This is a genomic window from Acidobacterium sp. FHG110202_01, assembly GCF_059115305.1.
The window spans coordinates 39,486-55,799 of sequence record NZ_JBZYWJ010000012.1 but is presented as its reverse complement, the minus strand read 5'-3'; the positions used below and the strand labels follow the sequence as shown (position 1 = coordinate 55,799).

14 protein-coding genes are annotated in these 16,314 nt (G+C 53.3%); all 14 read right to left on the bottom strand.

Annotated features, from left to right (window positions below):
* Positions 1–25: 25 nt before the first annotated feature.
* The gene (locus tag AC5S16_RS21680) at positions 26–763 is read right to left on the bottom strand and encodes a hypothetical protein (protein WP_493932207.1); all 738 of its coding nucleotides are present in this window, start codon (positions 761–763) and stop codon (positions 26–28) included.
* Between the two features lie 162 nt (positions 764–925).
* Complete coding sequence (locus AC5S16_RS21675; protein ID WP_493932206.1) at positions 926–1,648, bottom strand: class I SAM-dependent methyltransferase; 723 nt, start codon at positions 1,646–1,648, stop codon at positions 926–928.
* Between the two features lie 497 nt (positions 1,649–2,145).
* Positions 2,146–5,214 (bottom strand): TonB-dependent receptor, encoded by a 3,069-nt coding sequence (locus tag AC5S16_RS21670; protein ID WP_493932205.1) that lies wholly within the window; start codon positions 5,212–5,214, stop codon positions 2,146–2,148.
* A 279-nt stretch (positions 5,215–5,493) separates the two neighbouring features.
* The gene (locus AC5S16_RS21665; protein ID WP_493932204.1) at positions 5,494–7,257 is read right to left on the bottom strand and encodes an MOSC domain-containing protein; all 1,764 of its coding nucleotides are present in this window, start codon (positions 7,255–7,257) and stop codon (positions 5,494–5,496) included.
* 78 nt (positions 7,258–7,335) lie between these two features.
* The gene (locus AC5S16_RS21660) at positions 7,336–8,736 is read right to left on the bottom strand and encodes a dihydrolipoyl dehydrogenase family protein (RefSeq protein ID WP_493932203.1); all 1,401 of its coding nucleotides are present in this window, start codon (positions 8,734–8,736) and stop codon (positions 7,336–7,338) included.
* A 23-nt stretch (positions 8,737–8,759) separates the two neighbouring features.
* A complete protein-coding gene (locus AC5S16_RS21655) occupies positions 8,760–9,335 on the bottom strand; it encodes a DUF417 family protein (protein ID WP_493932202.1) in 576 nt (191 codons plus the stop codon).
* Positions 9,336–9,415: 80 nt separating this feature from the next.
* Positions 9,416–10,168: a TMEM175 family protein gene (locus tag AC5S16_RS21650; protein ID WP_493932201.1), complete on the bottom strand. Its 753-nt coding sequence runs from the start codon at positions 10,166–10,168 to the stop codon at positions 9,416–9,418.
* Positions 10,143–10,916, bottom strand: a complete 774-nt coding sequence (locus AC5S16_RS21645; protein WP_493932200.1) for an SDR family oxidoreductase — start codon at positions 10,914–10,916, stop codon at positions 10,143–10,145. Before AC5S16_RS21645 ends, AC5S16_RS21650 begins: the two co-directional genes overlap by 26 nt.
* A complete protein-coding gene (locus AC5S16_RS21640; RefSeq protein ID WP_493932199.1) occupies positions 10,913–11,629 on the bottom strand; it encodes an alpha/beta fold hydrolase in 717 nt (238 codons plus the stop codon). The genes AC5S16_RS21645 and AC5S16_RS21640 overlap by 4 nt, the downstream gene beginning before the upstream one ends.
* Positions 11,626–12,570: an alpha/beta fold hydrolase gene (locus tag AC5S16_RS21635; RefSeq protein WP_493932198.1), complete on the bottom strand. Its 945-nt coding sequence runs from the start codon at positions 12,568–12,570 to the stop codon at positions 11,626–11,628. The genes AC5S16_RS21640 and AC5S16_RS21635 overlap by 4 nt, the downstream gene beginning before the upstream one ends.
* A gap of 29 nt (positions 12,571–12,599) precedes the next feature.
* Entirely contained in the window at positions 12,600–13,145 is a 546-nt protein-coding gene (locus tag AC5S16_RS21630; RefSeq protein ID WP_493932197.1) for a flavin reductase family protein, read from the bottom strand.
* Positions 13,146–13,192: 47 nt separating this feature from the next.
* Positions 13,193–14,569, bottom strand: a complete 1,377-nt coding sequence (locus AC5S16_RS21625) for an LLM class flavin-dependent oxidoreductase (RefSeq protein WP_493932247.1) — start codon at positions 14,567–14,569, stop codon at positions 13,193–13,195.
* A gap of 11 nt (positions 14,570–14,580) precedes the next feature.
* A complete protein-coding gene (locus AC5S16_RS21620) occupies positions 14,581–15,513 on the bottom strand; it encodes an alpha/beta fold hydrolase (RefSeq protein ID WP_493932196.1) in 933 nt (310 codons plus the stop codon).
* 263 nt (positions 15,514–15,776) lie between these two features.
* Positions 15,777–16,274 carry a DoxX family protein gene (locus AC5S16_RS21615; protein ID WP_493932195.1) on the bottom strand — a complete coding sequence of 166 codons (498 nt, stop codon included), beginning with the start codon at positions 16,272–16,274 and terminating at the stop codon, positions 15,777–15,779.
* Positions 16,275–16,314 lie beyond the last annotated feature (40 nt).

Here is a 16,314-nt window from a genome sequence, read left to right as displayed (position 1 = left end):
GACAATCTGCTATGAGGTGGGACCGTTATAGACGAGGCTCGACGGAGGCCACCATATCATCGGTGCTGACCTCAATCGGATGCACATGGGACTTTTCGCTTGACGCTGCGGCCTTCTGTCTCTCGGTGCCCGGGGCTCCAGGTTCAACGCTCGAATCCGCAGCCAATGAATTCAGATGCGAGGGATTGTCCTGGGGTGCTACGTCTTTCACGTCCTGGTGAAAACGCGTCAGGATGACAGCGCCGGAAGTCATCAATAGGAAGACCAGAAAGCTCCAGATCGCGGGTCTGAGCCAACTGCTTCCTGTGATCACACGAAGTTGGGTCTCAACAGGAACCTTCTGAATTGAGCCGGGCTTTGCATCTGCCGCAGGCAGAGGATCGGGAATCATCGACTTTGCGTCGGGCGACAACTCTGCGATTGCAGCCTGATTCGACCGATGATGAAATCTGGGAATATACGTGCCCTTGGGGAGCATAATCTGAAGTCCGTCGTTTGCTCCTTGATTCCCGTAAAAGAGTTCCAGTTTGTTCCGTAGACGGCGGGCAGTGACTCGGACAATGGGATCCTGTTTCGTGTCGTAGCCGGGAGAGCGTCCGAAACAGAAAACGCCAATTGTCGTCTCCTTAAGAGTCTCCTCGTTGCCTGCCAGAGCAGCATCGACACAGAATGCGAGCAGTTTAGCTACACTCCGCGAAGTGACGAACTGCTCGGAATCGAGCAATCGGGTTACATGCTCGCGTATTTCCTGCCGGTTCACCATGCTCCGAGCCTATCAGCGGCATGTAAAGAAATCATGAACGTCTGCCGAGCAGGGATGTCTATCCGCGTCCTTTTCAGCTGATTGCGCACCGATGCATGCCCCTGAACGAGGTCATCTTTATCAGTTTCACTACAAAAATTATTCGAAGGTGGAACTTCACTGTTACCGTCTGAATGCCAAGTAATTATGATGACTTGTCTCAATCGCGAGGCTTCTAGCTGCGAGAACCGCGGCACGCGCAGCCGTCTCTTTATCTATCCGATTACACGGATATCTATAAGGGGCTGGCATCAATAGCGGATTGCGGCGTGTGATTTTGTAGACGCTTGCCGGCGGCAAGTTGCGTAACGTCCCGCCAATGCGGACAGCCTTGAGACCAAGACGAGCCAGGATATGGCGAGGGACAGGGCAGCCCGGACCATACGTGAATTGATAGAACGTACCACCGCGTCTGAGCACACCGAACGCGCCGCCCACGATGCTAATCATTGCAGCCGGGGACATCGATAAAATCGGCAGCCCGCTAATAACGGTACCAAAGGGGGCGTTTTTGAATAATCCGGATTCTTCGATCCTCACGGCATCCATCGCGATGACTTCTGCGCGAGGAAACCGCTGCTTGAGCGCTGCAGCAAAATCGGAGCCCCATTCGACGAGGGTCAGGTCGGCTTCCTTGATCCCCTGGGCCAGCAAGGCGCGTGTAAAGACACCTGTTCCGGGACCCAGTTCGAGGATGGGACCGTGTCCCGGAAAGATTTCGCGTGTCATGATCTGCGCGAGTCTCTTTCCGGACGGAGTTATTGCGGAAACACGGCGAGGATTCGAGATCAACGAGCGAAAGAACAAAATGAGATCGGAACCTGTTATGTTGCACAACGCATCCATTCGAGTCTCCAGTCGAGTCCACCTGACTCAGCGCGAGGCCATCGAGAAGCGTAAAAAGTCTAAGCCGTCGTCGTCCGCACCTCGCTTTTGAGCCACACCGTGAGGTCGACGTCACGGACCTGAGTCTAAGCGTATGGTGTTGAGTAACGCGACAGTCAACTCACTTGCTGAGCCGCTCATTACGCGTCTGACGGCACGTCCCGTGTCTATGCTTAGTGAGACGACCCGCCAAGTGTAGGTAACCTTAGTATATCGGGCAGTGTCAGCCGTGCGCACTTCGGACAACGAATGATCCCATGGTTAAGATCGATCAAAGTTCTTCTTAACGAGAGAGCTAATTTCCACACGCTCCGCGCGGTGGCCATCAGCGTTGAGAGAAAGAAGACTAAGGCAGGTTCGCAGGCGGCCATGCATCAGCTTTGCTTTCTTTCCTGTTTGCAATCGCGTTTAAATGTACGAGGCAGTCTCCTCTGCTACGCCTCATAGAGTCGACAGCATTAGAATTCAAATCGTAATGCGAATTGTATTTCTCGCGGCGTTCCCGATCCTACGGGGCTTACAGGGGTTGTGGTGTTTACTGTCTGGATGATGCTACCGAAGCCGGTAGCACCGAAGGTGGACTGCGGCAGCCCGTACTGCGGATGATTGAATATGTTGAAGAACTCCGAACGGAACTGAACCCTCACGCTGTCAGACAAAGGAATCTGCTTGGCCACGCCGAAGTCGACCTGCCAGGCGCCGGGACCCTGGCCAATGTTTCGCGGCGCGTTTCCGAATGTTCCCGGAGCAGGCGTGGCGAACGCTGCCGGATTGATCCACTGCCCAATTCTCTTGCCGCCAGGGGGCGTCAGTGATACGCCTGGCACCAGATTGGGACGCTGACTGTTGGTGTTGCCGTCGGGCACGCTGGACGCGGAGCGGTTGACCAGCACATTGATCGGAAAACCGGTGCGAGCTACCGCCACCGAACTCAACTGCCAGGAACCAAAGATCCTATTCAGGATCCCAGGCTGGTTCAGATATGGTTTGCCCGTACCGAAAGGCAATTGATAAATAGCATTGGCATTTACAACATGGCGCACATCCCAGATGCCGCTGGCCCATTCGCACGCCGAACAGGCCACATTCTGCGGCACAAGCGAGTCACCGTCACCACTACCATTTGAGCCGTCGTCGATCTCATGCGACAACATGTAATTTGCCGACAGCAGAAGTCCACGCGAGAACGACCGCTTTATCGCTGCTGAAAATCCCTGGTACTCACTGCTATCGTGATTGCCGCGCCAGCTCACCATGCCGAAATCCGGATATGGACGAGTTCCCGTGAGCGGATTAACAACATTCACTTCCGAGAGCGCCAACAAATACACACCTCTGCTGCCGACATACGAGATAGTGCCTACAAGGTCCGCCGGCAGTTCGCGTTGCACAGAAAGGCCCCATTGCTCTACATAGGTGTCTTTACGCAGCCTGTCGTCATTGCGCGGCGAAATAATCCCCTGCGTAGTAGAAAGAAATGGGTCGATCGGATAGCTGAGATTTGGAGTTGTTTTGTTTGACAGTGAATATGCGAAAACCTCATTGCTGATGGGCAGGTTCTGATCGTCCAGCTGCCCGTCTTCGTGATAGATTCCAAATCCCGCGCGAACCACGGTCTTTCCGTCTTTTGTGGGAGCCCACGCAAATGCTACTCGCGGGTCGATGTCGCCATAGTTAGGCTGGCCGAAGCTAGCGCCGACGCCGCAGAATCCCTGCGGTCCGCAGGTAGGGAAATCAAATGGGTTTGCGCGGCCTAGTACCTCATGAAATATGTTGAAGAAGCTATAGCGCACACCAAGGTTCAAGTTGAAGCTCGGGGTCCATTTGAATTCATCCTGAACATAGCCGAAATATTGAGTTTTGCGCAGGCCATTGACGGGCAAAGTACCATTCAGGCTCGCTGTGCTCACCTGGTTCGCATCAAACGCTTCTGTCGAAGCGAAGGCGATTGTTCCGGCTTCGGTGTTCCCCTGGTTCAGTTGAATCCGCCGGATTTCTACCCCTGCCTTGATTGTTTGCCGGCCTTTGCTCCAGGTCAAGTTGTCGATTTCTGAAAACGAGTTGCCCACGCCTATGCTGACACGGTTATTGTTCAGCGTGGTGAAGTTCGAAACCGAAACTGCATAGGGGATGCCTGTATGATTGATGTCGATCGTGTTGGCTGTACTGCGGTTGAATCCGAACTTGAACTCATTCACCAGGCTGGGATTGAAGACATGCAGCAACTCGATGGTGCCATTGACTGGAGCTGATGTCAGCTGCTGTAGATCCTCAAGATATTGGCCTGAACTCGCCAATGGCTGCGTATTGACCGCGCGGTCGAAGTTAAAGCGCACAAACCCCGTGGTTTTCTCGGAGAAGCGCTGGTCGAATCGCACCATAGCCGAGTTCTCGTTGACCGCCTGTGTTCCTTCGCTTAAGAATTGATCCACATTGGGGTCGCTGGTCGGCGCCTGGCCCACCGGGAAAGCATTCACAATCGGCGCCAGCATTGGCGAATCTTTCAGAGCCTGGGCGCGGAACGCGCTGCTCGGCACATAGCCGCTCAGCGGAAATCCCCAGCGTTGGCGGTAGCCTTCATAGGCGAGAAAGAAAAACGTTCTTCCGCGCACAACAGGGCCGCCTAGCGACCCGCCGAATTGGTTCAAGCGAAGTGGCGGTTGCGGCGCGGTTGTGACTGGCACAGGCTGCTGGGCGTCAAAGACGTTGTTGCGCAGATACTCAAAGGCGCGCGCATGCCATTGATTCGTACCTGAAGGCGAGATGACGGCCAGCTGCGGCCCTCCTGTTCCGCCGGCCTCGGCGGTCGCCAGCATTGCGTCAATACGAAATTCTTCGATGGTGTCCAGAGGGATGGAAAGACGCACATAGGGCTGTTGCGCCTGATTGATAACGTTGGTCGCGTCGATGCCGTCGTAGGTGAAGTTGTCATCGTCGCGGCCTCGTCCTGCAAAGCGAATCGATCGTTGATTGCTGCCTCCGGTATCCACTGCACCAGGCACGAGCGCTGTCAGCGAGGCCCAGTTGCGTCCGTTGAGCGGCAACTCTTGTGCCTGCTTCCTTTCAATACGCCCGCCGAGCGCATCGCTGCTCGTATCCATCTGTTCAGAACTGGACGAAACATTCACGTGTTCTTCGCTGCCCGATACATGCAGCGTCGCATTCAGAGTGCGCGTTCTCCCGATTACTTCTTCGACATCGACAAACGTCATACTTTTGAAACCGGCATGATCGAAGGTAATCGTATATGTGCCAACCGGCAGTTCGGGAATGCTGTAGCTTCCGTTGGAACGCGATACCGTCTCGCGCTTCAACTGCGTGGAATTCTGCACTGCCGTAATGTGCGTCTCCGGCAGGAGACGTCCAGAGGAATCTGTGATCGTGCCGCTTAATCCGCTACGGTCGACCTGCGCCTGGGAAATACCAGTAAAAAGGATGCCGACGCTGAAACCAATCAAAATACAAAAGCCGCGGTGCGCAAAAGGGGTCTCGATGGATGGGAGATTATTTTTCAACTTAAGATGCATGCTAACTCCAGGTAAAAATCAACTTTCGAGCAAATAACACCTGCCGCGTCCTATGACCACGGCACCTCAAATCCCTTGTACCAATGTGAAGAGATTGGCCAGAGTGAAATTGTGAAGGAAACGGTAAACAAGGAGACCTATAGAAACAGGGCCCTTTAAAAAATGTCAGAATAATTTGTAGCAACCAATTGTTATCTCTTGGTTACAAAGCAAAGATCGTTCATCTATTGCACCGGTCAGATTCGGTGGTGGAATATGCTTTTCTTATCCGTTGCGGAATTACAGGTCTAAGTCGACTTGTATTTCTGGTATGGAGCAGCAGATCAAAGCGTTGCCTTCTGCAGGCCGGTCGAGCGGCTCGGGTGCGTATCGAAGAGTGCCATTGAGAAGTCCGCATTCACACATATGGCATACACCGGTGCGACAGGACCATTTCACCGGAACATCGCATGCCTCGGCCAGCTCCAGCAAGCTTCTGAACCGGTTGTCCCACGGGACGGCCAGGCCGCTTCGGGTGAAGGACACGAGAGGTCCTTTACCTGAAGAATGAGCGGGAAGATGCGGAATCTTCGCTTCTGCTTTCGCTATGCCCGGATTGATGGAGTCGGCAGGTCCGAAAACCTCCTGATGTACTGAAGCCTGCTGAACTCCCAACGACGCCAGGTCACGATTCATATCCGCTAGAAACCTTGTGGGGCCGCATAAATAGAAGTCAGCTTCAGTAGGAATGCCAAGCTTCTGCAGGCTCGCAAAATCCAAGTGTCCCTCTATATCAAAGTTTGTGCCGAGCCGATCGGTTGAGTCTGGCTTGCTATATATGATCACCGAATGACTCATGGGAATCGCATCCAAAAGGGTACGGGCCTCTTTGGCAAAAGCATGCTCTCTTGCGTTACGCGCGCCATGAATCCACCACACTTCTCGAGAAGGTTCGGCACTCGCGGATGCGAGGGCGTGCAATATCGAAAGCACCGGGGTTACGCCAATTCCAGCGCTCAGTAGCACGACCGGTCGCATACCGGATTGCAGTATGAAGTTGCCGCGCGGCGCACTGGTCTCAAATAGATCATCGATCTGTGTGGAGTCCGCAAGATACACGCTGCCTGGACCTGTACCTCGCTTTATGCTGATGCGATAGACACCGGAATCCGAAGGGCCAGAAATGGAATAGCTACGCACTACAGGCTGGGAATATTTGTCCGGGTAGAGGCGTAGCACAAGATACTGACCAGGCAGCGCGGCAGGAAGAGGCGCCCCATCCATCGATCTCAGCATGATCGACGTTACTTCGCTCGTCTCTTGATGAACTACCGTTACTCTCAGTTTTCGGAAGCCGTTCCATGCGGGCGGCGATGAAGTTACAGGAGTGAGCCCGGCATTTCCATCGTGAAGTCCGCTTTCGTTTGCTTTGCGCAATGCCTCAAGAGAGTCTCTCCATCCTGGGCTCAGTGCAGGAATACCTGTTGCAATTACGATGCGGCTGGAGTCGTGATTCGGTAGATACAACAGTGAATCAATTTCAGCGACCGTGATCCTTCCCGGGCCGTTAGCAATTTTCTGAATTTCATCCCCGGCGCCGACATCCCCCTCTTCGAGCACGCGAAAATAGAACCCTGGCCTCCGATGTGTGACAAGCAGGGCCGGCATCTGAGGATTATTCATTCGAATCCCAACCCGATAGCAGGTGACGCGTGGTTGTGTCACCTCGAAAACTGCGCTGCCGATTCTGTAACGGTCTCCAATACAGACCTCATCGTCAAGCAGGCCGTCGACGGTGAAATTCTCTCCAAATTGTCCATACTCAAAATCATTTCGGCCGAGATGGGATTCCCAATGGCGATAGGCTTCGAGCTGATAGACCATCACAGCGCGCTGCTCACCTCCATGCCCCTTGAGATCTGCCTGGCCGTCACCATCTAAATTCAGTCGCCGGGCGAAGACTCGGCGGGGTACGGATCGCTTCCAAATTGCCGTGCGGACCAGCTTGCCCTGCCATTCGATTTCGCGTGGAAGGCCGACATTGACTGACAGGAGTTTCGACATGGGCTCCTCGTTTTGCTGATTCGAAGGGAATACTCGCAATCAAAACTGAATGCAAGAGAGCCTGATCTCGCTGAGTACTTATGAAGATGCAGCAGTGGAAAACAGAGCGATTAATCCTTCCGGGATTGTCGGATGTGCCAGGACTGCTTCTCGGAGCGCGGTGTAAGGCATCCCGCCGAGCATCGCGATTTGCACACATGCCATAATTTCTCCTGCGCCAACGCCGAAAGCCGCGAACCCGAGGATGCTATCACTGTCTCGCTCTACCAGGCACTTCAGGAATCCACGCGTCTCCATTAGGCTACGCGCCCGCAGCACGGCCGCCATTGGGGTCTTAAAAAGGCGGTAGGCAATTCTCTTTGCTTTCGCTTCTTTTTCGGTCATTCCAATGCGTGCGAATTCCGGATCTGTAAAGAGGCAGAAGGGTACCTGTCTGCCGGTAGTCACCCGGTTTCTGCCGAGCAGATTGTCGCGGACGACGCGAAAGTCATCCTCGCTAATGTGCGTGAATTGCGGGCTTCCCGCGACCTCACCTACTGCCCACACGCCTGGAGCACTCGTTTCCAGACGTTCATTTACTTTGATATATCCGCGCTCTGTCAGCTCCACCCCCGTGAGTTCCAGGCCGATATCTTTTGTGTTCGGCACGCGTCCGGCTGCGATTAAAAGATGTGTGCCCTCCACGGTCCTCTCAGCCCCGTTTTGCTCGAGAGTGAGGCATATCGATTGTCCCGATGCTCCGGAGACGCTTTTCACCTTGGCGTTCAAAACCAGATCTATTCCTTCATCCTGAAAGAGGCTCTGCAAGCCCTCGGCAACGTCGTTATCTTCATGATGAATCACCTGATGATTACGATCTATGATTGTGACTTTGCTGCCGAATCGGCGTATTGCCTGTGCGAACTCAAGTCCGACATAGCCACCTCCGAGAACGATCATGTGCTCGGGCACGACATCGAGTTCCAGGGCCTCGACGTGGGTCAGAGGATTTGCAAATGCAAGTCCGGGAATGCTATCGATGGCTGCATGTGTGCCTGTGCCGATCACCACATTCTTGCCGGTCAGCAATCGTTTTGTTCCGTCCGGCAGCGTGGCCTCAAGTAGCTTTGGTCCTACAAATCTCCCTGATGCCATAATCAGTTCCGCTCCGCTTTCTTTATAGAGAGCGAGATGCGTGTCTATGAGTCCCTGGACCATTCTGCGTTTTCGATCTCTTACAGCAGGCATATTGATGTGGAAGCCGTCGATGCTGACTCCGAACTCCTCGCTGCGGCGAACGTCGTGCGCGAACTGCGCCGTATGAATGACATTCTTGCTTGGCAGACATGCAATGTTCGGACAGGATCCGCCAACATACTTGCGCTCTACAACCGCGACACGCTGACCTCGTCCTGCGAATGTCCAGGCGAGTAGTTTCGCGCCGGCGCCACTACCAAGAATGAGGAAATCGTAAGCTTCCGGTTCTCCTTGAAGATTCATATATGCTGTACTCCTTGCAGTTATCAGCTTTGGTTTTCAGAAAAAATGGCTTTCTTACCGAAATAGCTGATCAGGTAAAAAGATACTCCGAGAGATATGACATCTTTGAAAAGGAAAAGGCCCAAAAAACTCATATACCTCATGTGCTGTATTCCGTGAACGGTAATAATCGCTCCGGGAGTAGTTACGAGCATGGTGCTGGTTGTAAAGAACATGACTGTTGCGACGAGGCTGCCAACTATACCGGCTTTAGGTTTCAAATAGCCTGCGATAAACAACAGGGCGGTAGTGATCTCGGTAAGACCGATTAAGTCCGAGCCTACATATGGACCGAACAATTTAAAGTGCCAGCTGATCAATGGGCTGTTAGAAACCAGAGGAACTATACCTTCGGCGCCGGGAGCGGTCATCTTGTAAGAGCCAGCCCAAAGGAGCATCATAATCATGCCGATACTAGTGACTAGAAAAGGAAGATTTTGATCATTTACCCATGCGGCCAATTTGGTTAAGCTGCTTTTGGCTTTTGGGGAGAGGTCAGCAGAAGAAATCAAGTCTTGTTTCTCTGCATTAGTTGCTTGTCCTGATAGAGTCTGACTCATAATTTACTTCCCCTTACTGTGGTCGATGTATCTGCATCGTTGATCTACCGATTGGGTACTTTCATTCTGGAGGCCGGAATTCATCTCTTTGATGATGTTTCCAGTACCTTCCGAACGGAGGTATTTACTGCTGTTGATGGGCCTGTCTCTTCTGGGGAGGACGAATCGTCCGTTTCCGCAACTGTGCGTGTGCCCGGAGGCTCCGGTTGCAGATAAAGCAGGACTGCACAGCACACTAATCCAAAGCCCCACAGGGGGAACTTGAGCGATACGAGCATAGCAATGAGAAAGAGCCCAAAGGCAATGAATGAGCGTATTTTTGCGAGCCGACGGGCGCGGTGCGAGATCTCCTCAACTACCGCATGAGCCAGGGCGTGATGCTCAAATCGAAGGTAGGCCAATTCGACGAGGACAAACACAGCTGCGTATACAAAGACAGGGACTGCCGCTAAACGCGTATCAGCAACCCATGCCGTTGTAAAAGGCACGAGGGATACCGCGAACAAATGCGCAAAATTGATCCAGATGAGATGTGGTGTCGGCTCATCGGTGAAGTGCAGGAGATGATGATGATTGAGCCAGACAATTGCGATGAATGTGTAGCTCACCACATAGCTCAGCGCAGTCGGCCATAATGGCAGGAGGGCTGCAAACGTGGGGTGCTCAGGCGGTTTCAATTCCAGAACCATGATCGTGATGATTACTGCAAATACTCCGTCTGAAAACATTGCCAGCCGGTCTATAGTCGCTTTTCGTCGAGGCATACTTACTCCTGACATTCGCTTTTTCAGCACACCAGCTGCAAAATCAGACGCCTTTAATTTCGCCGCCATCCATTCGCACAGAAGCTCCTGTCATCCACTTCGCTGCAGGTGACACCATATAAGCCATCAGGTCGGCAATCTCTTCCGGTTTGCCGAAACGAGCGATGCCGGCTTCTTCCGGGAACTTCTTCATTGCTTCTTCCACGGTCAGGTTGTGAGCAGGCGCCCACTTCTCAAAAAAAACCTGCCTGCGGCCTGTCATGACAGCTCCTGGAACAACGCTGTTGACTTGTACGCCGTCCTTGATGCCCTGTTCTGCGAATGCTTTTGCGAGTGCGATAATCGCGGCATTAATAGCAGCGACCGCTGCAAACCCAGGTTTCGGATCGAGAGCAGCACTTCCGGAGATCAGAACGACGGAGCCATTTGAAGCTTTCAATGCGTCCCAGGCTTGGATGGTCAGCCGACGCGCACCGTGGAGCTTGAGAGCGGCACCGTCGTCCCATTGCGCGTCGGTCATTTCAAACAAATCAATTTGTGGCACAGCCCCGGCAATATTCAACAAGGCATCGATTCTGCCGAAATGATCAAGGGTATTTTTGACGAGGACTTCCGCAGACCGAGGCTCGCGCAGGTCGAGAGCGCAGACCAGCGACTCTGCACCCGCAGCATCGACGGCTGCAGCCGTTCTCTGCAACTCATCCTTATTTCTCGCAGCCAGCACGACAGCAGAGAAATCGCGCGCTAACCGCAAAGCAGTCGCGCGGCCGATTCCCTGGCTTGCGCCGGTTACGATAGCAACAGAACTGTTGTTCACAGGTTCCTCAACTCATTTCCAGATTGTTTTTGTGCAGCTTCCAAAACAACATCAATCACTAGATTCGGGGCGGTGTGCATCGGGGTGTGGTCTACGGCGTGCGACCGGATGGCTGCGCCCATCCGGTCAGCCATAAAACGCTGGTTTTCCGCAGTGATCATGCGATCTTCTTCAGCGATGAAATACCACGATGGGGTCGTCTTCCATGCAGGCGTCGGTGCTTTCTCCTGAATACAATTCACTGCAATTGGCCTCTGCACTGCAGCTATGATGGCAAGTTGGTCAGGCGAGGCCTTGTGAGCAACCGCGTCGCCAAAGCCCTCCTCTGGCATCCAGATGATCCCGTGCACGTCTGGTTTCAGCTTTGGAGCTTTCGGGTGCGGGGTAGTGCGATAGAAAACATCTGCGACTGTTTCACCTTCATCTGGCGCCAGTGCTGCTACGAACACCAGCGCCTTCACCCGATCATCATGAGCTGCAGCGATCACTGCGCCAGCATATGCATGCCCGACGAGAATGACTGGCCCAGCCGTCCTCTCGATCACTCGCCGAAGAGCGGCGGCGTCATCGGTAAGCGATGCAAGAGGAATGGGTGCCGTGATGACGTGCAGCCCATGGTTTCGCAAGGGCAGAATGACGTTGTTCCAACACGATCCGTCAGCCCATGCGCCATGAACCAACACAACCGTAGCACTTCGAACAGGAGAACTCATCGTGCAGCCACCTTATCCGCAAGTTGGAGAACATCATTCGCATCGAGGAATTCTTTCATTGCGGCGGCAATTTCGACTGCATGTGTCTCAATGGCAAAGTGGCCTGTGTCCAAGAATTTGACCTGTGCATTCGGCAGATCTTTTCGATAGGCTTCGGCGCCGGGAGGGATGAAGAATGGATCGTTCTTGCCCCAGATCGCCAGCAATGGCGGCTTCGATTTCCGGAAATACTCCTGGAACTTCGGATAGAGTTTCACGTTCGATGCATAGTCCAGGAACAGATCGAGCTGAATCTCTTTGTTTCCCGGCCGTTCCAGCAACGCTGTATCCAAGGTGTACGATTCAGGCGCAACGGATTCCGGATTGCCTACGCCGTGCGTGTACTGCCAGCGAGTTCCTTCGAAAGTCAGAATATTTTGCCGGAGTACTTCTCTGTTCTCCACTGTGGGTGCAGACCAATAGGTTCTGATTGGCCCCCACGCATCGCCGAGACCTTCCTCGTATGCATTTCCGTTCTGCGAAACGATGGCTGTCACTCGTTCCGGATGACGCATTGCGAGGCGGAAACCTGTTGGGGCTCCATAGTCAAACACATAGATTGCATAGCGTTTGAGATTGAGCGCATCTGTGAAGGCCTGGATCGTGCCAGCTAACGCGTCGAATGAATACATATACTTTCGTCCTTCCGGGACTTCCGTGAATCCGAATCCAGGCAGATCCGGCGCGATTACGCGGTACTGATCAGCGAGGCGTGGAATGAGATCACGGAACATGAAGGATGATGTTGGGAAACCATGCAACAAGAGAACTACTGGAGCACTCGGGTTGCCTGCTGCTCGATAAAAGACCTGGATTCCGTCTGCTTCAACTTTATGGATGGATGTCACAGGCACAGAGATTGTGGCGTTATCTGCTGTTTGTGCTGAAAGAATTTGACTCATTAATCTTCTCCTCACTTTAGCTGATCTGGTTATGTGTTGGCGATCTGCTGGTAGGTGCCTTGCCAATACACCAGCGGCAGCCCATCAGCGTGGAGCAGGATGGCTCTTACCCGACCGATGATGATTGCGTGGCCATATCGCGGCAGAACTTCCTCGACTATGCAATCAGCGCCGACGAGTGCATCTGAGAGAATCGCCGCACCGTCACTCGAAAGGTTGATCCAATTTGCTCCTAGATAGCGGCCCTCACCTTCGAGGCCACCCCGACCTGCAAACTGGTCGGCAAGGCCTTGATGATTGGATCCAAGGATATTTACGCCGAAATATGGGCGTTTTTGCAGCTGCTTCCATGAAGATGAATCCTCATTCACACTTAAGAGCAGACGAGGCGGCTCAATTGATAGTGATTCCACAGAGGTTGCCGTGAATCCGGTACGGTCCCGACCCAGCCCAACTGTGACGACGGCGACACCTCCGGCCAGTTCTCGCATCGCCCGGCGAAAACAATCGACCGTCACTTCACGCTGAATGCGATCCGCCGGAACAGCGGCACAGATGTTCAAGGCATCTGACATAGCCACACCTTTTTATTGCGCGTTAGAACTACTGTTCGTGAATTCAGTTAATTGGCGCTCGAAACAAGCTGGCCGGATTTTTCTCGCCTCATATCCTCAGTTGCTTTGCTTGCGGCAAACCGATTGGCGGGACGGGATAGACCGAGCCTTTCGCGCAAAGTACCCATTCCGTATTCCTTACGGACGAAACCGCGCCGCTGTAATTCGGGAACAACCAGGCTGGCAAAGTTCGTCCAATCTTCCGGTATGAGTTGGAACATCAGGTTGAAGCCGTCCGCAGCGCCTGCGGTGAACCATGCTTCAAGTTGATCTGCAATTTCCCCGGGAGTGCCTAACATCAGGGGAGCCGTTCCCGCATGGGAAATTTTCTGCGCAGTCTGTCTGATTGTCAGGCCTTGCTCGGCAAATGCTCTGACCCTGGCAAGGTTTGTACGCTGGCCATCAAACGTTTCTTCTGCCGGGAGTGGCGGCAATGGACCATCGGGCGGAAACTTCGAAAGATCGACGCCGCACCAGCTAGACAGGAGATCGACTCCGATTTGTATCGGCATCAGTGCTTCAAGCTGCTCCTGTTTTTCACGAGCAGCAGACACCGACTCCGCGACAATAGGGACAATTCCTGGAAGGATCTTGAAACTGTCGGGAGTGCGACCAGTTTTTGCCAATCGTTCGTTTAAATCCTGCCGGTATTGCCTGCCTTCTTCGATGCTGCGGACAAGTGAAAAATGAAGATCAGCATGGGCGGCCGCCAGATTCTTGCCGTCTTCTGAAGAGCCTGCCTGAACAATGACAGGATGACCCTGGATTGGGCGAGGGACGTTCAGCGGGCCGCGTACCTTAAAGTAGTTGTCAGAGTGATCGATTCGATGGACTCGCGCAGGATCGGCGAAATATCCCGATGCCTTATCCATCAGGATGGCATCGTCTTCCCAACTGTCCCAAAGAGCCTTGGCCGTATCCAGGAATTCGGCTGCGCGTTCATATCGAATTGCGTGTTCGATGTTGCCATCTTTGCCGAAATTGAGCGCCTCCTCGTTCATCCCAGAGGTCACTACGTTCCAGCCTGCTCGCCCATTACTGAGATGATCGAGCGATGCAAACGCGCGCGCCAGGTTGTAAGGCTCGCTGTAGGAGCTTGAGGCAGTTCCAATTAAACCGATATGCTTTGTGGCGGCAGCAAGTGCGGAGAGGAGTGTAATGGGCTCCAGTCGAGCGTTTGCGTAATGGGAAACCGTGCTTTGAAAGCTGTCCCAGATGGCCACATGATCCGCAATGAAGACGATATCCATCAATGCATTTTCAGCAGCGATAGCTAACTGGCGATAGTATTCCAGGCTGAAGATCTCATGGCCAGGCGCACGTGGGTGACGCCATGACATGCGATGGTCTCCTTGCGGATTAAAGAAGAAGGCACTGAGAATCATGGGCGGGCGATTCACCACAAGGCTCCTTCCAGCAACTGGCGAAGTGGTTCGAATAAGGCAATCGCCGTTGCAATTTCTGCGCCGTGCGTCTCTAAGGCAAAATGCCCGGTATCAAACAGGTGTACCTGGGCATCCGGAATGTCGCGCTTGAATGCCTGGGCTCCTGCTGGCAGGAAATAAGGATCATTGCGTCCCCACACGGCAAGCAGCGGCGGTTTGTGTTCTCGAAAGTAGTTTTGGAATTTCGGATAGAGAGCGACATTGCTTGCGTAATCGAGGAACAGATCGAGTTGCACTTCGTGAGCGCCGGGGCGTGCAAGATAGAAATTGTCGAGAGCCAGTCCATCCGGCGATACCAGAGATGTATCCGCCACACCTTGCGTATATTGATAGAGTGTTGCCTCCGACGTGAATGTGCTACGAAGCGCCTCCCGTCCCTTTTTTGTAGGTTTTTTCCAATATTCTCGGAGTGAGCTCCATCCTGAGCTCAGTCCTTCTTCATATGCATTGCCGTTTTGTGAAATGATCGCAGTTATTCGTTCCGGGTGTTTCAAGGCAATGCGCAGTCCGACTGGCGCGCCATAGTCAAAGATGTACAGGGCGAATTGGGATAAGCCAATCGCCTCAGTAAACTGATCGATGATTTGGGCCAGGTTGTCGAATGTATATTGGAAATTATCGCGGGAGGGCATGTCCGATTGCCCAAAGCCAGGCAGGTCGGGTGCTACCAACCGGAAGCGGTCAGCGAGCCGCGGGATCAGATCACGGAACATATAGCTGGCTGTCGGGAATCCATGTAACAGGAGAAGTGCTGGTGAGTCTTCCACACCGGCTTCGCGATAGAAGATTCTGATCCCGTCAATATCGACAGCGCGATATCGGACGATCCTTCCATGAATCGTCGATGTTTCCGGACGATTTTGTGTTGGACTAAGAGAGCTCATGACAACTTCACTCCTGTTCGTCGTCCGTCATCCCGCGGCGAGCAACGAACGCTGCGCATTTGAGTGCAAGCGCAATGCCAAACACCGATTTCCACTCCGTGGCCGCCGCTGGAGCTAACTTCTTCTCAGTGTGCAGGATCAATTCCACAGGAGAGGCAGGCACCACTATCACCTGACAAAAGGTGCGACGGATGGCTAACACTGGCGGAAGTTGGTCGCGATGTTCGTCGCGCTTTTACGTGGTGGATTTGCGCAGTATGTGGTCAATGCTTTCGCGAGAAGATTCCATTGAGGGAAAGCGGACCAGGACCCGATAGCACCAGCGCAACCAAGCATGCCAGGTAGAGCAAATCACATTCGTATCCGGGCGGTCCGAAACTGGGTCCTTCCGGAGTTACCGCTGCGAGCTTGATCGAACTGAAACCGTAGCGCCAGTGCACACTAAACATGGCTACTAGCAGCACGGCGGCCATCGGCATGCTGACCAATGGAACAAATGTGCCGAGCAATACAGCGAAGCCTCCCAGCAATTCAATCAGAATGGTTAACCACGCCATCAAGTGTGGGACAGGTACATTCAAAACATGGAGGATAGAGGCAAACATCTCCGGTCCTTTGAGAAGCTTGGCATAGCCGTGCTCCATGAAACCAAATCCAACGATAAGGCGCAATGGAACAGGAGCCCAAGTGGTAGATTTCATCCGGCTAAACATAGCAAACAACTGCGCTCCTGAAGTGCGGTTCGTGCCTAATCCTTCCATGTCTCCCTGATTTCGAAGCCTGAATCGCGGAGAGCATTCT